The sequence below is a fragment of the Microbacterium sp. 77mftsu3.1 genome (assembly GCF_900100525.1).
GTDB classification, from domain to species: Bacteria; Actinomycetota; Actinomycetes; order Actinomycetales; family Microbacteriaceae; genus Microbacterium; species Microbacterium aquilitoris.
The window spans coordinates 165,268-186,498 of the sequence record NZ_FNCR01000003.1; the positions used below are offsets into that span (position 1 = coordinate 165,268).

The 21,231-nt window shown below is 69.8% G+C and carries 19 protein-coding genes and 1 tRNA gene; 7 read left to right on the forward strand and 13 right to left on the reverse strand.

Annotated elements, in window-relative coordinates; translation table 11 throughout:
• Window position 1: 1 nt before the first annotated feature.
• Together BLR68_RS09390 and BLR68_RS09395 are read left to right on the forward strand one after the other, a co-directional pair.
• Complete coding sequence (locus BLR68_RS09390; protein WP_018187077.1) at window positions 2-1,015, forward strand: ABC transporter permease; 1,014 nt, start codon at window positions 2-4, stop codon at window positions 1,013-1,015.
• The gene (locus BLR68_RS09395; RefSeq protein ID WP_018187076.1) at window positions 1,012-3,252 is read left to right on the forward strand and encodes an exo-beta-d-1,3/1,6-glucosidase; all 2,241 of its coding nucleotides are present in this window, start codon (window positions 1,012-1,014) and stop codon (window positions 3,250-3,252) included. Before BLR68_RS09390 ends, BLR68_RS09395 begins: the two co-directional genes overlap by 4 nt.
• 63 nt (window positions 3,253-3,315) lie before the next feature.
• On the opposite strand, the gene BLR68_RS09400 is transcribed toward BLR68_RS09395, so the two are convergent.
• The 3 genes from BLR68_RS09400 to BLR68_RS09410 are packed head-to-tail and all read right to left on the reverse strand — an operon-like array spanning window position 3,316 to window position 6,423.
• Complete coding sequence (locus tag BLR68_RS09400) at window positions 3,316-4,209, reverse strand: carbohydrate ABC transporter permease (protein WP_018187075.1); 894 nt, start codon at window positions 4,207-4,209, stop codon at window positions 3,316-3,318.
• Window position 4,210: 1 nt separating this feature from the next.
• Window positions 4,211-5,137: a carbohydrate ABC transporter permease gene (locus BLR68_RS09405; RefSeq protein WP_026302884.1), complete on the reverse strand. Its 927-nt coding sequence runs from the start codon at window positions 5,135-5,137 to the stop codon at window positions 4,211-4,213.
• Between the two features lie 5 nt (window positions 5,138-5,142).
• Window positions 5,143-6,423: an extracellular solute-binding protein gene (locus tag BLR68_RS09410; protein ID WP_026302883.1), complete on the reverse strand. Its 1,281-nt coding sequence runs from the start codon at window positions 6,421-6,423 to the stop codon at window positions 5,143-5,145.
• A 124-nt stretch (window positions 6,424-6,547) separates the two neighbouring features.
• Between BLR68_RS09410 and BLR68_RS09415 the strand changes: the two genes are divergently transcribed.
• Complete coding sequence (locus tag BLR68_RS09415; protein ID WP_018187072.1) at window positions 6,548-7,195, forward strand: TetR/AcrR family transcriptional regulator; 648 nt, start codon at window positions 6,548-6,550, stop codon at window positions 7,193-7,195.
• A gap of 55 nt (window positions 7,196-7,250) precedes the next feature.
• Here the strand turns inward: BLR68_RS09415 and BLR68_RS09420 are convergent, their stop codons facing one another.
• Complete coding sequence (locus tag BLR68_RS09420) at window positions 7,251-7,964, reverse strand: response regulator (RefSeq protein ID WP_018187071.1); 714 nt, start codon at window positions 7,962-7,964, stop codon at window positions 7,251-7,253.
• Complete coding sequence (locus BLR68_RS09425; protein WP_256335361.1) at window positions 7,961-9,223, reverse strand: sensor histidine kinase; 1,263 nt, start codon at window positions 9,221-9,223, stop codon at window positions 7,961-7,963. The genes BLR68_RS09420 and BLR68_RS09425 overlap by 4 nt, the downstream gene beginning before the upstream one ends.
• Before the next feature lie 59 nt (window positions 9,224-9,282).
• Here BLR68_RS09425 and BLR68_RS09430 point away from each other — a divergent pair, with 59 nt between their 5' ends.
• From BLR68_RS09430 to BLR68_RS09440, 3 genes are read left to right on the forward strand one after another with little or no spacing between them, the layout of a single operon-like run.
• Window positions 9,283-10,377 carry a tripartite tricarboxylate transporter substrate binding protein gene (locus BLR68_RS09430; RefSeq protein WP_018187069.1) on the forward strand — a complete coding sequence of 365 codons (1,095 nt, stop codon included), beginning with the start codon at window positions 9,283-9,285 and terminating at the stop codon, window positions 10,375-10,377.
• The gene (locus BLR68_RS09435; RefSeq protein WP_018187068.1) at window positions 10,374-10,970 is read left to right on the forward strand and encodes a tripartite tricarboxylate transporter TctB family protein; all 597 of its coding nucleotides are present in this window, start codon (window positions 10,374-10,376) and stop codon (window positions 10,968-10,970) included. The genes BLR68_RS09430 and BLR68_RS09435 overlap by 4 nt, the downstream gene beginning before the upstream one ends.
• Window position 10,971: 1 nt before the next feature.
• A complete protein-coding gene (locus tag BLR68_RS09440) occupies window positions 10,972-12,501 on the forward strand; it encodes a tripartite tricarboxylate transporter permease (protein WP_018187067.1) in 1,530 nt (509 codons plus the stop codon).
• A gap of 56 nt (window positions 12,502-12,557) precedes the next feature.
• On the opposite strand, the gene BLR68_RS09445 is transcribed toward BLR68_RS09440, so the two are convergent.
• The 5 genes from BLR68_RS09445 to BLR68_RS09465 all read right to left on the reverse strand — a co-directional run bounded on the left by BLR68_RS09445 (window position 12,558) and on the right by BLR68_RS09465 (window position 17,950).
• A complete protein-coding gene (locus BLR68_RS09445) occupies window positions 12,558-13,481 on the reverse strand; it encodes an SDR family oxidoreductase (protein WP_018187066.1) in 924 nt (307 codons plus the stop codon).
• A gap of 17 nt (window positions 13,482-13,498) precedes the next feature.
• Window positions 13,499-15,310 carry a glycoside hydrolase family 15 protein gene (locus tag BLR68_RS09450; protein WP_018187065.1) on the reverse strand — a complete coding sequence of 604 codons (1,812 nt, stop codon included), beginning with the start codon at window positions 15,308-15,310 and terminating at the stop codon, window positions 13,499-13,501.
• Window positions 15,311-15,390: 80 nt separating this feature from the next.
• Window positions 15,391-16,578 carry a glycosyltransferase gene (locus tag BLR68_RS09455; RefSeq protein WP_018187064.1) on the reverse strand — a complete coding sequence of 396 codons (1,188 nt, stop codon included), beginning with the start codon at window positions 16,576-16,578 and terminating at the stop codon, window positions 15,391-15,393.
• Window positions 16,579-16,640: 62 nt separating this feature from the next.
• The gene (locus BLR68_RS18255; RefSeq protein WP_051082799.1) at window positions 16,641-17,336 is read right to left on the reverse strand and encodes a DUF2510 domain-containing protein; all 696 of its coding nucleotides are present in this window, start codon (window positions 17,334-17,336) and stop codon (window positions 16,641-16,643) included.
• Window positions 17,333-17,950: an isochorismatase family protein gene (locus tag BLR68_RS09465; RefSeq protein WP_018187063.1), complete on the reverse strand. Its 618-nt coding sequence runs from the start codon at window positions 17,948-17,950 to the stop codon at window positions 17,333-17,335. The genes BLR68_RS18255 and BLR68_RS09465 overlap by 4 nt, the downstream gene beginning before the upstream one ends.
• Before the next feature lie 63 nt (window positions 17,951-18,013).
• Here BLR68_RS09465 and BLR68_RS09470 point away from each other — a divergent pair, with 63 nt between their 5' ends.
• Entirely contained in the window at window positions 18,014-18,403 is a 390-nt protein-coding gene (locus BLR68_RS09470; RefSeq protein ID WP_018187062.1) for a DUF3054 domain-containing protein, read from the forward strand.
• A gap of 9 nt (window positions 18,404-18,412) precedes the next feature.
• Here the strand turns inward: BLR68_RS09470 and BLR68_RS09475 are convergent, their stop codons facing one another.
• The 3 genes from BLR68_RS09475 to BLR68_RS09485 all read right to left on the reverse strand — a co-directional run bounded on the left by BLR68_RS09475 (window position 18,413) and on the right by BLR68_RS09485 (window position 21,166).
• Entirely contained in the window at window positions 18,413-20,647 is a 2,235-nt protein-coding gene (locus BLR68_RS09475) for an MMPL family transporter (RefSeq protein ID WP_018187061.1), read from the reverse strand.
• 36 nt (window positions 20,648-20,683) lie between these two features.
• On the reverse strand, window positions 20,684-21,073 hold the full coding sequence (locus tag BLR68_RS09480; protein ID WP_018187060.1) for a hypothetical protein: 390 nt from the start codon (window positions 21,071-21,073) through the stop codon (window positions 20,684-20,686).
• A 17-nt stretch (window positions 21,074-21,090) separates the two neighbouring features.
• Window positions 21,091-21,166, reverse strand: a tRNA-Thr gene (locus BLR68_RS09485).
• Between the last annotated feature and the right edge of the window lie 65 nt (window positions 21,167-21,231).

The following is a 21,231-nucleotide window of genomic DNA, read 5'->3' on the forward strand; positions in this document are numbered from 1 at the left end:
CATGACCACCACCGCCACCATCCGCATGGCCCGCACCGAGGACCCAACGCCTAACACGTTCTGGGCCCGCCTCGGATCGGCGTTCGCGATGTTCCGCAACGCCAAGTCCATCACGGGACTCGTGATCCTCGGCTTCTTCGTCCTCGTCGCGATCTTCGCGGACGTGCTCGCACCGTTCTCGCCCACGCAGGTCGACAACACCGCGCGCTTCCAGCCGCCCTCCCCCGAGCACTGGCTCGGGACCACCCACATCGGCGAGGACGTCCTCAGCCAGGTCATCCACGGCACCCGCGGAGTCATCGTCGTCGGCTTCCTCGCCGCCATCCTCGCGACGGTCATCGCGATCGTCGTGGGCGTCGTCTCGGGGTACGTCCGGGGGTGGAAGAGCGAGGGCCTCTCGGCGCTGACGAACGTCTTCCTCGTCATCCCGGGGCTGCCGCTCATCATCATCGTCGCGTCGATGTTCGAGGAGCCGCCGCTCGTCCTCATCGCCGCCGTCCTCGGCATCACCGGCTGGGCCTGGGGCGCGCGCGTCCTGCGCGCGCAGACGATGTCGCTCCGCAACCGCGACTTCGTCCAGGCCGCGCGCGCCAACGGCGAGCCGCTGCGGCGCATCATCACCGTCGAGATGCTGCCGAACCTCATGGCGCTCATCGCCGCGAGCTTCGTCGGCACCGTGACGGCCGCGATCCTCGGCCTCACAACCCTGTCGTACATCGGCGTCATCCCGGTGAACACCTACAACTGGGGCACCATCCTCAACTGGGCGAGCGCGCAGGGCGCGTTCCGCCAGAACCAGTGGTGGTGGTATCTGCCCCCGGGCCTCTGCATCGCCGCCATCGGCGTGGCGCTGTCGCTCATCAACTTCGGCATCGACGAGTACGTGAACCCGCGCCTGCGCTCGGCCGGCGAGCGGGCCCGCGCGATGAAGAAGAAGGGCCTGAACGTCAACGACGCCGTCACCGCCGTCCGCGCCGTCGAGGTCCCCACAAGCCGCCGGGAGGCCCGCGAATGACGACCGTCGACACTGCTTCCGCCGCGTACCTGGATGCCTCCCTGCCGGTCGAGGAGCGCGTCGCCGACCTTCTCGAGCGCATGACGCTGCCCGAGAAGGTCGGGCAGATGATGCAGTTCGACGCCCGCGAGGAGCTCGAGCACATCGTGCTCGCGCGTCACGCCGGCTCGATCCTGCACACGTCCCCCGAGAAGGTGCTCCGCGCCGCGGAGCTGACCTCGCAGACGCGCCTGCAAATCCCGCTGCTCGTCGCCGAGGACTGCATCCACGGCCATTCGTTCTGGGAGGGCGCGACGATCTTCCCGACGCAGCTCGGGATGGCCGCGTCGTGGGATGCGGACCTCATCGAGGGCGTCGCGAAGGCGACGGCCGCCGAAGTGGCGGCCACCGGCATCCACTGGACGTTCTCCCCCGTCCTCTGCATCGCGCGCGACCTCCGCTGGGGGCGCATCGGCGAGACGTTCGGTGAGGACCCGTTCCTCATCGGCGAGCTCGCCTCGGCGATGGTGCGCGGCTACCAGGGCGACGGCCTCGACGACCCCGACGCGATCCTCGCGACCGCGAAGCACTTCGCCGGATACTCCGAGACGCAGGGCGGCCGCGATGCGAGCGAGGCCGACATCTCGCGGCGCAAGCTCCGCTCCTGGTTCCTGCCGCCGTTCGAGCGCGTCGCGCGGGAGGGATGCCGCACCTTCATGCTCGGCTACCAGACCACCGACGGGGTGCCGATCACGGTCAACGACTGGCTCCTCAGCGACGTGCTGCGGGGCGAGTGGGGATACACCGGCACGCTGATCACCGACTGGGACAACGTCGGCCGCATGGTGTGGGAGCAGAAGGTGCAGCCCGACTACGCCAGCGCCGCGGCCGCCGCCGTGAAGGCCGGCAACGACATGGTCATGACGACGCCCGGGTTCTTCGCCGGCGCCCTCGAGGCCGTCGAGCGCGGGATGCTGGCCGAGGCCGACATCGACCAGGCGGTCTCGCGCATCCTGTCGCTCAAATTCCGCTTCGGGCTGTTCGAGAACCCGCGCCTGCCCGACCGGGAGCGCATCGCCACGGTCATCGCGCAGGGCGCCCACGCCGACCTCAATCTCGAGGTCGCGCGACGCTCGCTCGTCCTACTCCGCAACGACGGCACTCTCCCGCTGGCACCCACCACACGCCGGATCGCCGTCGTCGGCCCGCTCGCCGACGACGCGCAGACGCAGCTCGGCGACTGGGCGGGCTCATCCGGGCAGGTCGATTGGATGCCGGACGGCCACCCGCGCGCCCAGATCACGACGGTCCTCGACGGGCTCCGCGAGCTCAGCGGCGGCACCGTCGAGCACGCCCGGGGCGCCGGCATCCTGGACCTCACCGACGATCCTGCAGGTGTCTTCCCCGACGGGCAGCCCCGGCCGCCGATCGTCGCACCGCAGGAGCCCGATGCCGCCCAGATCGCCGAGGCCGTTGCGCTCGCGGAGCGCTCCGATGTCGTCGTCGCGGTCGTCGGCGACCGCATCGAGCTCGTCGGCGAGGGCCGGTCCACCGCGACGCTCGACCTCATCGGCGGGCAACGCGCCCTGCTCGACGCCCTGGCCACGACGGGCACGCCGCTCGTCGTCGTGCTGATGGCGTCGAAGCCGCTGATCCTGCCGGAGTCGGTGCGCGAGGCATCCGTCGTCTGGGTCGCGAACCCCGGCATGCAGGGCGGACGCGCGATCGCGGAGCTCCTGCTCGGCGAGATCGAACCTGCCGGACGCCTGCCGATCTCGTTCGCACGGCACGCCGGCCAGCAGCCGACGTACTACAACCAGATCCGCGGCCAGCACGGCGACCGCTACGCCGACCTGACGCAGCAGCCGGCGTTCGCGTTCGGCGACGGCCTGTCGTACACGACCGTCGAGTACGGCGACGCGGAGGTCCTGACGCCCGTCGTCTCGGCCGGCGACACCGTCCGGGCGCGGGTCACGCTGCGCAACACCGGCGAGCGCCCCGCGCACGAGATCGTCCAGGTGTACGTCCGCGACACGGTGACCTCGGTGAGCTGGGCCGACAAGGAACTGAAGACCTACCGGCACGTCGACCTCGCCGCGGGTGCGAGCGCCACGGTCGAGATCGACCTGCCGGCGTCGGACTGCACGATCGTGGATGCGGCTGGCCGCCGCATCGTGGAACCCGGGGAGTTCGAACTCCTCATCGGGCCGTCGTCCCGCGACGAGGTGCTGCGGGCGGTCTCGTTCGAGATCCGCTGACGCGACGGAACAGCGAGGGGCGGGTGTCGTGGTGTCACCCGCCCCTCGCTTCGCGTCAGCGACCTACTTGAGGCCGGTCATCGTGATGCCCTGCACGAAGTAGCGCTGCAGGAACAGGAACAGCACCAGGATCGGCGTGACCACGAGCACCGAGCCCGCCATCAGGAGGCCGTAGTACGTGCCGTTCGAACCGACCGAGTAGAGCGACAGGGCGACGGGCAGCGTGTACATCTGCTCGGTCTGAGCGATCACGAGCGGCCAGAGGAAGTTGTTCCACGAGCCGAGGAAGGTGAGGATCGCGAGCGTTGCGATGGGCGGCCCGCACTGCGGCAGCACAACCCGCAGGAAGATGCGCCACTCCCCCGCACCGTCGATCCGCGCCGCCTCGATGAGGGCATCGGGGACGCCCATGATGAACTGCCGCATGAGGAACACCCCGAGAGGTCCCGCCAGGAACGGCAGGATCAGCGCCGGATACGTGTTGACGAGTCCCATGTTCGCCACGAGGACGAACATCGGCACGAGCGTGACGACACCCGGCACCATCAAGGTCAGGAGCACGAGCGCGAACAGCACCTTCTTACCCGGGAACTCCAGCTTCGCGAGCGCGTACGCCACCATCGAGCAGAACACGATGTTGCCGACGACCACGACGAGCGCGACGACCACCGAGTTCAGGAAGAACTGCCCGTAATCCAGCTGCGTCAGCCAGCGGGAGTAGTTGTCGAGCGTCGCCTGCTCGGGCCACCACGTGATGGGACGCTGCAGCAGCTCGCCCTGGGTCTTGAAGCTCCCCAGGAGCATCCACATGAAGGGGGCCAGCGTGATGATCAACCCGATCGTGAGCGCGAGGTAGGTGAGACTCCGCGACCACCCGGGCGAGCGCCGGCGCCGGCGAGGCGCAGCATCCGTCAACACCGCAGCCTTCTCGGGCTCGGTCACCGTCGTGAGTGCCATGTCAGTTGTCCTTCGATCGCAGCAGCCGGAACTGCACCGCCGACAGGGCCGCGATGAATGCGAACAACACATAGGCCGCCGCCGACGCAAGCGAATAGTCGCCGTATCCGAACTGGTTGTAGACGTAGTAGCTGATGGTGAGGGTCGAGTTGAGCGGCCCGCCCTGCGTCATGACGAACGGTTCCTCGAACACCTGCAGGAACCCCACCGACAGCAGCACGGCACCGAGCAACAGCGTCGGGCGCATCAGCGGGAGGGTCATGCTCGTGAACCGGCGCCACGCGCTCGCACCATCGACCTCGGCCGCTTCGTAGACGTCCCGCGGGATCGCCTGGAGACCCGCGAGGAAGATGATCATGAGGGTGCCCATGTTGCGCCAGGCGCCCATGAGGATGATCGAGGGCATCGCCCAGAACGAATCGTTCAGCCAATCCGGTCCGTTGATGCCGACCCACGAGAGAACCGTGTTCAGCAGTCCCGAGTCCTGCAGGATGAACTTCCACACGACGGCGACCGCGACGATCGACGTCACGACGGGCGTGTAGAAGCCGACGCGGAAGACGCTGCGGAACTTCTCGATTCCCGAGTTCAACGCGACGGCGAGCAGCAGGCCGAGGGCCATCGTGAGCGGGATGCCGACGCCGACGAAGTAGAACGTGTTGACGATCGACTTCACGAAGAGCTCGTCCTGGAACAGCGCGACGAAGTTGTCGAACCCGATCACGTTGACCGAGAACGGCGAACGGAGGTCCCGCACGCCGAGATCGGTGAACGACATCGCGAACGAGCCCAGCAGCGGGCCCAGCATGAAGACCGCGAAGATGACGAGGAACGGAAGCGCGAACAGCCACGCCACCAGCGCGGTTCGGCGCCGCTGGGCGGCAAAGCCTCCGCGCCGCCCAGCCGCACTCGTGGAGACGAGCGCCACGACGCTTACCAGCCCGTGCCGAGGGATTCGGCTTTGGCGACGATGGCGGATGCCGATTCCGCCGCGCTGCTGCCGTTGGCGACCTTTTCCGCCTCGGTCTCGATGAACGCCGACATCTCGTTCCAGCTGGGTACCGACGGCGGTGCGACGGTGTTCTCGAGCTGCTCGTTGAGGACGGACAGCCGCGGGTCCGACGTGAAGGGCTCGGAGTCGAGCGCAGAGCTCACCGCCGGCAGGGCGTTCACCGTCTCGAACCACTTCTGCTGGGTCTCGGGCTCGGACAGCCAGCGGACCAGCTTCCAGGCACCGTCGGCGTTCTTCGCGTCCTCGAAGACGCCGAGGTGCCCTCCACCGAGGTACGAGTCGTTGTTGTCGGTGCCCGCCGGGACCGGTGCGGTGCCCACGTTCTCATCGACCCACTCGGCCGACTCCTGGTCGCCGAGCACGCCCACCATCCACGGACCCGAGATGAACGTCGGGTTCGAGCCGTCGGCGAACGCGGCGGTCTGCGCGTCGCCGTACCCCGACATCGGCGCGAGCCCGTCGGTGAAGAACGACCCGTAGTACTCGAGCGCGTCGGTCAGCGCCGCCTCATCCCACGCGTACGCGTCGCCTGCGTCGTTCAACACCTCGCCACCGGCCTGCGCGTAGAACGGGAGAATCACCTGGGTCGAGTCCTCGGCGTCGCCCATGGGGAGTTGGATGCCGTAATCCGCCCCGTTCGCCTTCATCGAGGCCGCGAACGCCGTCAGGTCATCCCACGTCTTCGGCGCCTCGGCGCCGGCCTTCTCGGCCAGGTCCTCTCGGTAATACATCACGCGCGTCTCGACGTACCACGGCACGGCGTAGGACGTGCCTTCGACCTCGGTCGACTCGAGAGCGGTCTCGTTGAAGGCGTCCTCATCGACCAGGTCGGCCGGCACCTCGGCGAGACCTCCGGCAGCGACCATCGCCGGCAGCAGCGATGATCCGATCATGATCGCGTCGGGCACCGTACCGGCGGCGACAGCCGTCTGGTACTTGGTCATGACGTCGGTCCACGGAATCGAGGTCACGGAGACCTTCGCGTCGGGGTTGTCCTTCACGAATCCCTCGGCGAAGTCGGCGAGGTTCTCGCCCTCTTCACCCATCGCCCACACCTCGATGGCACCCTTCGCCGGTGATTCGTCGACGGTCGCGGCCTCGCTGCCGCCGCGTTGACCGGCGTCGTCCGTCCGACCGCACCCGGCGAGGGCGAGTATTCCGACCACACCGATGGCACCGAACGCGAGTGCCCTGTTCCGCATCTTCACGGGATCCTCCTCATCGAGTCTTGACGCCGCGGCAGGTGAAAGAAATGTAACTTAGCAACTGCTCGCTTAGTTTGTTGAGCCTAGACTGGCGCCACTCCACCTCGCAAGAGAGCAGGCCATGAGCAACGCATCCGAAGAGACCTCGCCCGACCTTCCCCCGCGCCCCGATCTGCGCCGTGTACGAGGCGACAAACGTCGTACCACGATCCTCGAGACCGCCGTCGAGGTGTTCGGGGAGCAGGGCTATCGAGGCACCTCACTCCGCGAGATCGCGCGTCGCGTCGGGATATCGGATGCAGGCCTCCTCCACCACTTCGGGTCGAAGGTCGGGCTGCTCGCCGCCACGATCGCCGCGCGCGACGACATCGACCGAGCGCGGCGCGAAGAGGCGGAGTCCGCGGGCGTCAGCTTCGTCGACACGATGCGCGATCAGGTCGCCCGCAACACCCGCTCCCCCGGACTCGTCGCCCTCCACGTCGTGTTGTCGGCCGAAGCCACCGACCCCCAGCATCCCGCTCACGAGTCGTTCCGCGACCGGTACCGCGCGATCCGCCACCAGGACGACGAATCCTTCACGCGACTGCAGAACGAGGGACACCTTCGCGCCGACCTTGATGCGAAACGGATCGGTCAGCTCGTCACGGCGATGATGGACGGCCTGCAGCTGCAATGGCTGCTCGACCCCGAGGCAGTCGACATGCCGGGCCTGTTCGAGGACTTCTTGCGGCTTCTCGAGATCCCCGCACGCGACGACGACGGCGCTTGAGAAAGGGGGCTGCGCCGAGCGCCGCGCAGCGTCCTTCCCCGGCTGACGTTCCGATTCACCCCGGCGCGAGCCGGTACAGCACCTCGGGCCGACCGCGTTTGCCGTACCGGTGCGACACGACGATCGCGCCCGTCTCGGCGAGGTGCGTCAAGTAGCGGTGAGCGGTCGCGCGCGACATCTCGCACGCCGCTGCGACCTCGACGACCGAACGTCCCGTCCCGGGGTCCAGCGCCGTCAGGACCCGTTCCAACGTCGGCACCGCCAGGCCCTTCGGGAGCGCACGCGGCCCGCTCGACGACGACGACACGGTGCGGATGCCGCCGGTCGCCAGCAACCGATCGATGTCGCTCTGCGCAAGGGGGCGCTCACGCCCGGCATCCGTGCGTGCCTGCCGCTCCTCGCGATACCGCTCCAACCGTTCGCGGAGCGCGGCCTCCGTGAACGGCTTCACGAGGTAGCCGGCCACCCGGGCGGCGAGCGCTTGGCGCACCGTGGTCTGATCCTGCGACGAGCTGATGACGAGCACGTCGGGACCGGCGTCACCGAAGGTGCGCAACCGGTGCAGCACCTCGATGCCGCTGATGTCGGGAAGGCGCATGTCGAGCAGGACGAGGTCGATTCCGGCCGTGCTCTGCGCGAGCGCGTCGCGCCCGGTTCCGGCGGCGCCCGCGACGGTGAACCCCGGCACCCCATCGACGAACCGGCAATGAAGGGCGCGCGCACCCTGGTCGTCGTCGACGACCAGCACCCGGATCGGTCGCTCGCTCACACGCGCTCCATCTCGAAGGCGAATCGCGCGCCGCCGAGTGCGGAGGCACCCACCTCGATCGTGCCGCCCCGCGACGACACGGTCCGTCGGACCGTGTCGAGTCCGTAGCCGCGACCGAAGCCCGACGCGTCGTCCTTCGTGGTGAAACCCTGAGCGAAGATCCGCGCCGCCGCGTTCGGGTCGATGCCGGGGCCATCGTCCTCGACGGCGCCGAACAGGCGCCCGTCTGCATCGCGGAGCACGCAACGCACCCGCCGCGCCCCCGCCTCGCCGGCGTTGCGACACAGGTTCGTGACGACCGAGACCGCGCCGTCGTCCAGGTCACGATCGAGGGTGACGTCGAACTCGGCCTGCGCCCCGAGATCGAGCAGCTCCGCGCGCACCGCATGCATCGTCGCCGCCGCGACCGGCTCGCCGCCGTCAGGCGAGCCGGACGTCCGGACCGGCGTCACCTCCTCGATGTACCCGAGGGCCTCCGCCGCGTCTCCGCGCGAGACGAGCCCGTGGATCACGTGGAGCCGCGTGTCGAACTCGTGCGCCTGTTCGCGCAGGGCCACCGTCGTGCGACGCATCTGCGCGTTCTCGGCGGCGACGGCATCCGCTCGCCGGAAGCGGCGCTCGACCATCGCCGTCAGCGCAGAGCTGGCGAGGGAGGCCACGATGAGCGCGCCGATCCCCCACGGCAGCAGCGCGGCGAGGGCAGCGTCACGGTCGGCGGCGATGCTCGACTCGAGCACACCGACGGCGACCATGCCCACGACCGTCCCGTCGCTCGCGCGCACCGGTACCTTCGCGCGCAGCGACGGTCCCGAGGCGCCGCGCTCGGTGCCGAGGAAGGTCTCGCCCCCGAGGACCGAGGAGTTCGTCGTCTCGACCTGCACCCCGCGCTCCGACGCCAGCGGATGCGTGATCCGGACGCCCTCGTCGTCGGTGATGACGACGTAGTAGACGCCCGCGGACTCCCCCACGAGCTCGGCGATCGGTTGCAGCGCCGTCGTCGCCGCGGCGAGGTCGGCGGCGTCGGCGAGGTCGGCCGGGGTCCCGGCATCCGTCACCGTCGCGAGCGTCGTCCGGACGTCGGCGAGATCGGCGAGACTCTCGGCGACGCCCATGACCCGCTCGGCGGTCGCGTCCCGGATCGTGCGTTCCTGCACGGTCATCGCGACCGCGAGCGTCGCCGACAGTGCCGCGAGGGTGACGACCGAGGGCAGGACGAGCAGCACGAGCCGGAGCGCGCGGGGCCGCCGCGGAGACACCATCGTTCACCATTCCCGTCCGTGCGCGATGCGTGAGCGTTTAAGAGAACAAGTGCCGGAGGATGCCGCCGCCGCACCGCGCGCTGTCATCCTATTTCGATCTCGCGGAGACGACGACGTCCGCGCGAAAGGGAGCGATGATGACCCAGACAGACAGCCCGCAGCCTCCGCCGAACCGGCGCAGGACCGTGATCGGCCGCGTCGTGGGCGGTGTGATCGCGGCCGCGGCCATCGGCACGGCGGCAGCCGGTTCGATCGCCTCGGCGAGCACCGGCAACGACATCAACGCGTCGATGACGATCGTCGCCCCCGCCGCCGCCGGCGGCGGCTGGGACGGCGTCGCCCGCGAACTGCAGCAGGCGCAGAAGGCGAACGGCCTGGTCAACAACGTGCAGGTCGTCAACATGCCGGGCGCCGGCGGCACGATCGCCCTCGGCAACGTCTCGGTCCTCGAGGGTCAGCCGAACAACATGCTCGTGGGCGGCACGGGCCTGCTGGCCGCGACGATCCAGTTCAACTCATCCGCGACGCTCGACGACGTCACGCCTCTCGCCGTGGTCGTCGAGGAGTACGACGTCATCGTCGTCCCCGCCGACTCCCCGTACGAGACCCTCGACGACCTGGTGCAGGGCTGGAAGGAGGACCCGAAGGCCCTCCCCTGGACCGGCGGCGGATCGTTCGACCAGCTGGTCGTGACCGATCTCGCGCTCTCGGCCGGTATCGACCCCGTCGACACCACGTACATCTCGTCCGACGGCGGCGGCGAGGCGATCCAGGCCCTCCTGAACGGCACCGCGAAGGCGGCCGCCGGCGGCTACCCCGACAACATCGATCAGATCGAGGCCGGGCGCCTGCGCGCCCTCGCCCTCGTCGCGAACGAGCCCGTCGAGGGGATCGACATCCCCACGGCCATCGAGCAGGGGTACGACGTCTCGCTCACGAACTGGCGGTCCCTCTCGGCACCGTCCGGCCTCGAGGACAGCGAGCGCGAAGCCCTGACCGAACTCGTCCTCGAGAGCGTCGCGACCCCCGAATGGGCCGACGCGATGGAGCGCTACCACTGGAACGAACGCATCATCACGGGCGACGAGCTCGACGCGTTCCTGAAAGACGAGGAGACGCGCATCCGCGGTCTCTACGAGGAGATGGGCCTGTGACCTTCCCCGCCAACCCCACCTCGGCATCCGCCGTCGTCGGCCAGCGCCTGCGTCTGGTCTCGGGCCCCGGAGCCGCCGCCCTGCTGAAGGGGCTCACGATGCCCCTCATCCTCGCCGCATTCGCGACGTACCTCGTCGTCGGCATCCTGACGATGCGGGTGCCGGAAGGCACCGACTTCCCGGGTCCGCAGTTCTTCCCCGGCATCATCGCGGGGGGCCTCTACGCCTTCGCCGCCGTGCTCGCGGTCGGAGCGGTCCGCGAGATCCGAGCGACGCCCGACGCCCTGACGGCCGAGATCGAAGCGGCGCGGGCCGAAGCGGCGGGTGAAGAGCCCGCGGCGACACCGGTGCGCGTCGACATCCGCTCGTTCGCCTGGGTGGTCCTCCCGTTCCTCGCCTTCGCCTTCCTGCTCGAATTCCTCGGGTGGATCATCGCGGCGGGCCTGCTCTTCTGGTGCGTCGCGAAGGCGTTCGGAGCGACCCGGCCGATCCACAGTCTGATCGTGGGCTTCACGCTCAGTTCAGTCGCCTACATCGGTTTCGATATGGCCCTCGGGATGCCCCTCCCGTCCGGCATCCTCGGAGGGTTCTGACATGGACGTCCTGACACTTCTCGGCGAAGGCTTCGCCGGCGCACTCACCCCCGCGAACCTGATGTGGGTCCTGATCGGATGCCTCCTCGGTACCGCCGTGGGCGTGCTTCCGGGGCTCGGATCGTCGATGGCCGTCGCACTCCTGCTCCCCATCACCTTCTCGCTCGACCCGACCGCGGCGTTCATCATGTTCGCCGGCGTCTACTTCGGTGGGCTCTTCGGCGATTCGACGATGGGCATCCTGATGAACACACCAGGTCAGGCATCCGCCATCGCCTCGACGTTCGAGGGGCACAAGATGGCGCTGAACGGTCGGGCCGCGCAGGCGCTCGCCACCGCCGCCATCGGCGCGTTCATCGGCGGCATGGTCGCCTCGATCGTGGTCGTCTTCGTCGCTCCCGCCCTCGCCGACTTCTCGAGCAGGTTCGGGCCGGCGGAGTTCTTCGCCCTCGCCGTCTTCGCGTTCGCCGCGACCTCGTCGGTGGTGGCCGACAGCGCCATCAAGGGGCTGACGTCGCTGTTCATCGGCCTCGGCATCGCCGTGATCGGCATCGACGGCGTCTCGGGCGCGCCCCGGTTCACGATGGACTCGCCGAACCTGTTCGACGGCATCTCGCTCGTCACCGTCACGGTTGCGATCCTCGCGCTCGGCGAGGTCATCTACGTCGCCTGCCTCGAGCGCCACATGACGAACAAGGCGCTCATCCGGCCGACGGGTCGCCCGTGGCTGAGCCGCCGCGAGCTCAAAGAAGCGACCCCCGCGTGGCTGCGCGGCACCGCGATCGGCCTGCCGTTCGGCGTCATCCCGGCCGGTGGGTCGGAGATCCCGACCTTCCTGGCCTACGGCCTCGAGAAGCGACTCGACAAGCGCCGCAAGAACCCCATGTTCGGCAAGGGTGCGATCCGAGGGCTCGCCGCGCCCGAGGCCGCCGGCAACTCGACGACCGGCATGGCGATGGGCGCCCTGCTGGCTCTCGGCCTGCCGATCTCGGCGACCGCGGCGATCATGCTCGCGGCCTTCCGCCAGTACGGCCTGCAGCCCGGTCCGCTCCTGTTCGACCGCGCTCCCGAGCTCGTCTGGGCCCTGCTGGCGAGTTTCTTCATCGCGATGGTGGTCCTTCTCATCCTGAACCTGCCGTTCGCGATGCTCTGGGCGAAGCTCCTGCTGATCCCCCGCCCCTACCTCTACGCCGGCATCACGCTGTTCTGCGGGCTCGGCATCTACGCCACGTCGGGCTCGACGTTCGACCTCGTGATGCTGCTCGGTATCGGGCTGCTCGGCTTCCTGATGCGGGCGCTCGACTTCCCGCTCGCGCCGCTCATCATCGGCATGGTGCTGGGGCCGCTGGCCGAGACGAGCCTTCGGGACGCCGCGATGAGCGCCAACGGCGACTTCTCGGTGCTCGTGCAAGGACCCATCTCGATCACGCTCTACGCGCTGCTCGCCGCGGTCCTGGTGTTCTCGATCCGCGGCAGGGTCGTCGCGCGTAAGCGCGCCAAGGCCGCGGCGAAGGAGCTCGTCGACGCCTGATCCGAACATGACGAAGGCCCCGGTGCGTGTGCGCCGGGGCCTTCGTCATGCGATCGTCAGGGCGTCGGCATCCCGCCGTTGACGTTGAGCGTCTCACCGAGCACGTAGCTCGACTCCGCCGACGCGAGGAACACATACGCCGGGGCGAGCTCGGCGGGCTGGCCCATGCGTCCGAGCGGAGTGTCCTCGCCGAACTGCTCGAGCTTTTCGGGCGGCTGCCCGTCGGTCACCTGCAGCGGCGTCCAGATCGGACCGGGAGCCACGGCGTTGACGCGGATGCCCTTCGGCGCGAGCTGCTGGGCCAGGGCCTTCGTGAACGCGTTGATCGTCGCCTTGGTCGAGGCGTAGTCGACGAGCGTCTCCGACGGGGAGTACGCCTGGATCGACGTCGTGTTGATGATCGTCGACCCCGCAGGCAGGTGCGGCAGTGCCGCCTTCGTGATCCAGAACATCGCGTCGACGTTCGTCGAGAACGTGTCGTCGAACTGCTGGTCGTCGAGCGTGGTCAGATCCTTGTTGTAGATCTGCTTCCCGCCATTGTTGACGACGATGTCGAGTCCGCCGAGCGCCTCGACGGTCTTCGAGACGAGCTCGACGCAATAGTCCTTCTGCTTCAGGTCGCCGGGGAAGGTGAGGACGGTGGCGCCGGCCTCACGGAGGATGCCGGCGATGCGCTGCGCGTCCTCCTCCTCTTCCGGCAGGTACGACAGCGCGACGTCGGCGCCCTCGCGGGCGAAGGCGATCGCCGTAGCCGCGCCGATGCCCGAGTCGCCGCCCGTGATGAGCGCCTTCCGACCCGTGAGGCGGCCGGTGCCGCGGTAGCTCTCCTCGCCGAGGTCCGCCTTCGGCGCGAGATCCGCGTCGAGGCCGGGCTCCTCCTGGTGGCCCTTGCGAGGTTCGATCTCCGAGTAGAGCTCCACCGGATTCGTGAACGTGTACTGGTCGCGTGCCATCGTGCTCTCCTTCTTCGTGGTGGTCATAGTGGTCGTGATGGTCGTCAGCGGGCGTCGGCGTCGTCGCCGACCAGCTCGCGGATCGTGAGTGCCGCGCGGATGAGCGCGAGGTGGCTGAGTGCCTGCGGCAGGTTGCCGAGGAACGCGCCGTCGTCGGGGTCGATCATCTCGGCGAACATGCCGACGTCGTTCCCCGCAGCGACGAGCTCGTTCATCGCCGCGATGCCCTCGTCGTGCCGGCCGACGCAGACGAGCGCGGCCGCCCGCCAGAACGAGCACGCGACGAACGTCGCCTCCTCGTCGCGCATCCCGGTGTAGCGGAACAGGTGCGGTCCTTCGCCGAGTTCTCCCGTCAGCGCGTCGATCGTGCGCGACATCCGCTCGCCCCGGTCGAACCCGCTGAGCGAGTGGAGCAGGACGGACGCGTCGAGGTCGCGGCTGCCCTGCGCCATGACGTAGGCGCCGCGGGACTCCGACCACCCGTGCTCCTCGACCCAGGCGCGCACGAGAGATGCCTCGGCCGCCCACCGCTCGCTGCTCCCGGGGATCTGGCCGAGCTCCGCGAGGGCGACGGCGTCGTTGAGAGCCTGCCAGCATCCCATCTTCGACGAGGTGTAGTGGCGTTCCTCGGGAAGCTCCCACATGCCGGAATCGGGGTTCCGCCACGCGTCGCACACCTTGTCGGCGTACATCGACAGCATGCGTCCGGTCTCGACGTCGAGCGCGTTCCCCGCCTCGACGTACGCCCGGCAGATGGCGAACAGGTCACCGTACACGCCGAGCTGGACCTGCTCGCGGGCGGGGTTGCCCGTCACGACCGGACCGATGCCGCGCCACCCGGGCACGTCGTATTCGGTGACGTGCCCGTCGAGCTCGCCGTCGAGGGTGTACATGACGTGGAGCTCCGGCCCGTGCCGGCGGATCGTGCGCAGCAGCCACGAGATCGCCGCGTGGGTCTCCTCCCGCAGCCCGAAGCCGATGAGGGCATCGACGGTGTACGCCAGGTCGCGCACCCAGGCGAGCCGGTAGTCCCAGTTCTTCCCACCGGTGAGGTCCTCCGGGAGGGAGGTCGTCGCGGCCGCCGCGATCGCGCCGGTGGGACTGTGGATGAGCATCTTGAGCATGAGGGCGCTCCGCTGCACGTCGCGCGCCCAGGGCCCCTCGTACGAGAACTCGCGCGACCAGGCGCGCCACGCCTCGATCGTCCGGTCGATCCCGCGGTCGACGTTGTCGGGGTCGGGGAAGTGGATGGGCTCGTCGTGCGTGCCGACGATGATCAGCAGGTGGCGGCTGCCCTCGGCGGTCGTGAAGCCGCCCGCCAACCCCGTCGCGATGCCGTCCGCCGACGCCGCGGGCTCCGGACCGTAGTCGCGTCCGGTCACGCCGATCGTCGTGAGTCCCGAGCGCAGGATGCTGCGGTCGTTCGCGCGGTCGTGCCAGGGCGCTGCGGTCTTCAGCGATGTCCCCGGCTGCACGCGCCACCGGAAAGCGATCTCGCCCGTGACGCCGTCGACGCGGCGGGCGAGCTCCGCCCACGGCAGCCGGCCTGCGACACCCGTCACGAGAGCGTCGGTCACGGTGGCGGTGCCCGACGCGGTCGTGAACGTCGTGACGAGCACATTGGTGCGCGGCAGGTACCGCCGCCGTACCTCGTACTCCTCGACGGGTTCGAGCTCGATGCAGCCGCCGGCGTCATCGTCCAGCAGCCGCCCGAAGATGGGCAGGTCGTCGATGCCGGGGATCGGCATCCAGTCGATCTGTCCGCGGAGCCCGATCAGCGCGATCGTCCGACCGTCGCCGATCGGTGCGTAGCTGCGCAGGTCCTGGCCGGGGCCGATGTCGTCGAGGGATGCCACTGCTCGAGTCTCGCTGGGGCCGCGAAAGATGGGATGCCGGTTGACACCCCGTCGACGATGTGTGACGGGAGCTGGGGACGTCAGGCCGCCGCTTCGGCGCGCTCGGCGAGACCGTCGATCGCACCGCGGTACTCGTCGAGCATGCGGTCCGCCCCCATGCGCGGACGCGCCGCCAGCGCGGCCGCGCGATAGTCCGGCCGGCGCGCGATGACCCTCGTCCACGCGGACGCGATCGCCTGCGCGTCGTGCGGCGTGACGAGTCCGATGCCCGCCACCACCTGGGCGGAGTCCCCCACTGCCGTCGTGACCGGGGTCGCTCCGCTCGCGGCGCCTTCGATCAGGCAGAGCGGCGACGCTTCGCCGAACGCACTCGTCAGTGCGACGATGTCGGCCGCGCGGTAGACGCGGGGCATGTCGTCGCGGATCCCCAGCAGGTGGACGCGCTCGGCAGGAGCCCCCGCCTCCGCGATCGCCGCCGTCAGGGCGGCGTTGTCGGCGGTCATCCCCGCGCCGCACATGACGTACTGAGCGCGGCTGTCTCGCGCCGCGTGCACACCGACCGCGCGGAGGAAGAGCCCGGGATCCTTCATCGCGTCGAAGCGTGCGGCGAGGAGGATCACGGGGACGTTCGGCGCGATGCCGAGACGGGTGCGCAGCGGCATCCGCTCATGGGGCTTCGGACGGTAGCGGGCCAGGTCGATGCCGTTCGGGATCACGAACCTCTCCACGGACGGCGGCGTGAAGCGGGCGTAGGCGTCGCTCGTCGACTCGGCGCACGAGATGGTCGAGGTGAGTCGACCGGATGCCGCCAGCTCCCCCAGCCAGCGCATGGCGGGGCCCGAGTGGGTCGGGTCGGACCTGTGCAGGCACGCGGCGACCGGGACGTCGGGAAGGAGACCGCGGGCGTCGAGGGCGAGGAGGAGCCCGAGCGGCTGCTCCTTGAGCGTGAGGATCACGTCGGCGCGGGCGACAGCGGCGGCGGCGACGTCGAGCTCGGCGTCCGAGAAGCTCTCGGGGTCGGGCGGCAGGGCGCCCGCTTCGCGCCCGAGGTCGGACACCTCGATGCCCGCCTCGCGCAGCCACCGGTACCTCGGGTCGTCGCTCATCGGCTGCAGCGCACCCTCGCGGCGGGCCTGCGACGCGATCGAGAGCACCGCGTGCTCGTGCGATCCGTCGAGGTGGAGCCCGGTGATGACGTTCGTGTGCAGCACCCGCGCACCACCGGCGAACAGGCCTTCGTACAGCGACAGGACGCGAGGACGGCTCATCCCCCCATGCTCAGGGGATGCCGTGCGGAGCCGATGAACCCCAGATGTCCATCACGTGAAGTTCAGCGCGACGTGGTGACCGCGACCCACGCCGCCTCAGAGAACCCTGCGATCCACACGGCGAACACGACGAGGCCGACGACCGTGACGGCGGCCCACGTCCACAGCGGTGCGAGACCGCCGCCCGTGCGGCGGTGCACGACGACGGTGCGCCCGACGACGTAGACCCCGAGGGTGAGGACGAACGCGAGCGCCGCCCACCCCCACGCGAAGGGCGCATCGATGCCGCGGCCGCGCAGAGCGCGGTGGTCGAGGCACGCGAAGAGGACGGCGGCCGCGACGAGGACGACGTCGATCACGACGAGGAGGGCGAGAGCGGCGGCGATCCAGCCCGCGGGGGTGAGCCCGCCAGACGGACCCCCGAGCCGCACGATCGTCCGGGCGTCGAGGAACACCCCGGTGTACTGGGGCAGAGCGGATGCCGCGATGGCGAGCCAGATCCAGACGGTGCTGCTCGACGGGGTTCCGCTCCGGGCGGCACCGGCGGGAGCTGACCGGGGCTTCGCGGCGGGGGCGGCGGGCGCGGCTGATTCTGCCGGCTGTGCCGACGGTGCCGGCGGCGTCGTGATGGCCGGGGCGGCATCGGGCGCGGGGGTCGGCGCGACCGTGTCGGCAGCCCAGTCGGAGCCGTCCCACCACCGCAGCTGTCCGGGCTCCCCCGGATCGGCGTACCAGCCCGCGGGCGCCTGACGGCTCACCGCTCGCCCTCACCGACGTCGGCGGCGGGGCGGTCGCCGTCGCCGGTTGCCACGAGCTCCGCGCCGGCGTGGGCGAGCTCCGCCAGGGCCGCCTGGCTCGGCGCGGGCGCGACGCCGGCGATCAGGTCCGTGAGGATCCGCACGCGCCGGCCGTGCGCGATCGCATCGAGGGCCGACGCGCGCACGCAATGGTCGGTCGCGATGCCGGCGACATCGACCTCGACGACGCCGTGGGCGGTCAGGATGTCGGCGACCGTCTCACCGGCATCCGTCACGCCCTCGAAGAGCGAATAGGCGGGGATCCCCTGCCCCTTCTTCACGTGGTGGGTGACGGCGGAGGTGTCGAGGCCGGGGTCGTAGTCCGCGCCGGGCGTCCCGGCGACGCAGTGGACCGGCCACGAGTCGATGTAGTCGGGACTCGTCGAGAAATGCCCGCCGTTGTCTCCGTCACGGTCGTGCCAGTCGCGCGAGGCGACGACCACGTCGTACTCCTCGGCGTGTCGCGCCAGGTGGGCCGTGATCGCGGCGGCCACCGCGTCACCGCCGTCGACTCCCAGGGCCCCGCCCTCGGTGAAGTCGTTCTGCACATCGACGATGAACAGCGCTCGGGTCATGACTCGAGGGTACGACCAGTTGAGCGCGACGAGGACGGCGGATGCCGCGACTACCCTGGCGGCATGGACTCCCCCGCCCGCCAGACCACCACGACCGGCGGGATCCTCGCCGCATTCGGGATCGACGCCGTCCTCGTGACGGTCTTCGCCGCGATCGGTCGCGCCAGCCATGATGAGGCGGCGTTCGCAGGGCTGGCGACGACGGCGGGGCCCTTCCTGCTCGCGCTGATCGTCGGGTGGCTGGGCGTGCTGGCGTGGCGCGCGCCGCTGGCGGTGCGGCGCACCGGCATCCCGCTGTGGATCGTCACCGTCGCCGGCGGCATGCTCCTGCGGGTGTTGACCGGTCAGGGGGTGCAGGTGGCCTTCGTCATCGTCGCGGCATCCGTCCTGCTCCTGATGCTCGTGGGCTGGCGCGCCGTCGCCGCACTCATCGTGCGGCGACGCGCCCGCTGACCCCGCGCGTCAGGGCTCGAGCGTCCGCCGGTACTCGGCGCGCGACATCTCCTCGGTGACGGGTGGCTCCGGCGTCTCGTCGACGCCCGAGCGCGCGAGCTTCGAGGGCCACCAGATGGTCCTGCCGATGTCGTACGCGAGGGCGGGGACGAGGAGGGAGCGCACGATGAACGTGTCGAGCAGCACCCCGAAGGCGACGATGAAGGCGAGCTGCACGAGGAACAGGATCTGGATGACGCCGAGGGCGGCGAACGTCGCGGCCAGCACGAGCCCCGCCGAGGTGATGACCCCGCCCGTGGCGACCAGACCGCGGAGGATGCCGCGGCGCGTCCCGTGTCGGACCGACTCCTCCCGCACCCGCGACATCAGGAAGATGTTGTAGTCGATGCCGAGCGCCACGAGGAAGACGAAGCCGTAGAGGGGCACGGCCGGGTCGCCGCCGGGGAAGCCGAAGACCTCGGTGAAGACGAGCGCGCTGACACCGAGGGCTGCGGCGAACGACACGATGACGCTGAGGATCAGCAGGACCGGCGCGAGGATCGACCGCAGCAGGAGCATGAGGATCAGCAGGACCACCACGAGGATCACGGGGATGATCACCGTCCGGTCGCGGATCGACGTGTCGTTGGTGTCGAGGTCGACGGCGGTGGTGCCTCCCACGACCGCGTCGAGCGTGCTCCCGGCGATCGCGTCGCGGAGGTCCCGCACGGTCTGCTCCGCCGCGAGCGAGTCCGCCGCGTCCGAGAGCGTCGCGACGATCATCACGTCGCCGCCGTCGACGGTGGCCGTCGGCGCCGGAGTCCCTGGCGGGCCCTGCGCCGTGAGCACGAGCTCGCCGTCCTCGATGGTGGCGTCCGCCTGCCCGGCGGGAGCGTCGGCCGACACGACACCGACCGACTCGACCCCGTCCTGATCGGCGATGAGTTCGGCGGCATCCGGAGCCTCCGCCTCGGGGACGATCACGTACAGCGGACTGCCCGATCCCGCCGGGAAGTGTTCGGCGAGCACCGCCTGACCGTCTCGCGCCTGCGACGCCCCGAGGACCAGCTCGCTCGCCGGAACGCCGTCCGCCTTCAACTGTGTGACGCCGACGGATGCCGCCAGCAGCACCACGGTCGACACGATCCAGACGATCCGCGCGCGGCGCGCGACGAACCGCGCGAGACGTGCCCACAGACCGCGCGCAGGCTGTGTCAGGTCGATCGGGAGCTCGGTCATGCCCGCCTTGGGGATGAACGGCCAGAAGGCCGCGCGTCCGACGAGGGCGAGGAGAGCGGGGAGGAAGGTGAGCGCCGAGAGCATCGCGAACGCGATGCCGATCGAAGCGATGGGCCCGAGTGCGCGGTTGCTCGCGAGGTCGCTGAGCAGCAGGCACAGGAGGCCCGCGATGACGGTACCGCCCGAGGCGAGGATGGGCTCGACCGATCCCCGCCAGGCTGCGGTCGCGGCATCCCATCTCCTCCGGCCCTCCCCGATGGCCTCGCGGAAGCGGGCGACGTAGAGCAGCGCATAGTCGGTGGCGGCGCCGATCACGAGGATGAACAGGATGCCCTGCACCTGCCCGTTGAGGACGACGATGCCTGCCTTGGCGAGCCACCACACGCTCAGCAACGCCACGCAGAGGGCGAACACCGAGGTCAGCAGCACGAGGAGCGGAAGGAGCGGCGATCGGTAGACGATGACGAGGATGACGAACACCGCACCGAGGGCGACCAGCAGCAGGAGCCCGTCGATCCCGGTGAAGCCCGTGGCGAGGTCGGCGGTGAAGCCCGCAGGCCCGGTGACCCACGCTCTGACGCCGTCGGGCGCATCGGCGGCGACCAGCTCGCGGACCTCGCCCACGATGTCGGTCACCTCGCCGCCGGAGTCGATCGAGACCACCACCTGCGCCGCCTCGCCGTCTTCGGACGGGATCGCCGGTGAGACCTCCTGGACGCCCGTCAGATCCGCGATCCGGTCGGCGATCGTCTGGACGGCGTCGAGCTGAGGCCCGTCGAGAGCGCGGCCGGCATCGAACACGACGAGCGCCGGGATGGCGTCCCCGCCGAGGAAATCGCCCAGACGCTGCTGCACCTGCGTCGACTCCGCGCTCTGCGGCAGGAAGCTCGATTGGTCGTTCGTCGAGACCTCGTCGACCTTGCCGAAGTACGGTCCGCCGAGCGACCCTCCGGCCAGCCAGATGACGACGAGGACGAGCGGAAGCGCGATGCGCAGCCATCGCGAGGGCGTCGATGCAGGAGACATATACCTAGATTAGCTAGATATACGCTTTTTCAGCAATCAGGACCGAACAAAGAACACGATGATGGATGCCACGGTGGCGGCGATCCCGAGGGTCGCGCCGCCGAGGACGAGACCCGTGAGCATGTTCAGTGCTGGCGGGCGGCGGGTGAACCGCATCCGGTCGTGCCACCCGTGGCGATACCAGATCTTCGCGGTGTGGTCGGCCCCGATGCGGCTGCGATCGGACTCGTCGAGAGGAGCCGAGTTGACGTCTCCCTCGCTGTCGATCCAGCGGAGCGTCCGTCCGTCCTCGTCGAGATAGGCCTCGGCCGCCAGCCAACTCCCGTCGGAGGCCCACACGACCACGGCGACGACTCCGAGGACGACGGCAGCGCCGAATCCCACCCAGGTGAAGATCTCGAGAATCGCATCGAGGGCTTGTGTCACCCGTGTGTCCTCTGTTCTGGAGCCACCTAAGGGAATCGAACCCTTGACCTATTCATTACGAGTGAATCGCTCTGCCGTCTGAGCTAAGGTGGCGCGCTTCGCTCGCGCGTTGCACGATCATCGATCCTACAGGGTCTGAAGCGATGCTGCGAACGCAG

Excerpts from the sequence above, each read along its gene's own strand:
- BLR68_RS09390 (WP_018187077.1), top strand. The coding sequence starts at position 2 with ATGACCACCACCGCCACCATCCGCATGGCCCGCACCGAGGACCCAACG.
- BLR68_RS09395 (WP_018187076.1), top strand. The coding sequence starts at position 1,012 with ATGACGACCGTCGACACTGCTTCCGCCGCGTACCTGGATGCCTCCCTG.
- BLR68_RS09400 (WP_018187075.1), bottom strand. The coding sequence starts at position 4,209 with ATGGCACTCACGACGGTGACCGAGCCCGAGAAGGCTGCGGTGTTGACG.
- BLR68_RS09410 (WP_026302883.1), bottom strand. The coding sequence starts at position 6,423 with ATGCGGAACAGGGCACTCGCGTTCGGTGCCATCGGTGTGGTCGGAATA.
- BLR68_RS09415 (WP_018187072.1), top strand. The coding sequence starts at position 6,548 with ATGAGCAACGCATCCGAAGAGACCTCGCCCGACCTTCCCCCGCGCCCC.
- BLR68_RS09425 (WP_256335361.1), bottom strand. The coding sequence starts at position 9,223 with ATGGTGTCTCCGCGGCGGCCCCGCGCGCTCCGGCTCGTGCTGCTCGTC.
- BLR68_RS09430 (WP_018187069.1), top strand. The coding sequence starts at position 9,283 with ATGCCGCCGCCGCACCGCGCGCTGTCATCCTATTTCGATCTCGCGGAG.
- BLR68_RS09440 (WP_018187067.1), top strand. The coding sequence starts at position 10,972 with ATGGACGTCCTGACACTTCTCGGCGAAGGCTTCGCCGGCGCACTCACC.
- BLR68_RS09445 (WP_018187066.1), bottom strand. The coding sequence starts at position 13,481 with ATGACCACCACGAAGAAGGAGAGCACGATGGCACGCGACCAGTACACG.
- BLR68_RS09455 (WP_018187064.1), bottom strand. The coding sequence starts at position 16,578 with ATGAGCCGTCCTCGCGTCCTGTCGCTGTACGAAGGCCTGTTCGCCGGT.
- BLR68_RS09465 (WP_018187063.1), bottom strand. The coding sequence starts at position 17,950 with ATGACCCGAGCGCTGTTCATCGTCGATGTGCAGAACGACTTCACCGAG.
- BLR68_RS09470 (WP_018187062.1), top strand. The coding sequence starts at position 18,014 with ATGGACTCCCCCGCCCGCCAGACCACCACGACCGGCGGGATCCTCGCC.
- BLR68_RS09475 (WP_018187061.1), bottom strand. The coding sequence starts at position 20,647 with ATGTCTCCTGCATCGACGCCCTCGCGATGGCTGCGCATCGCGCTTCCG.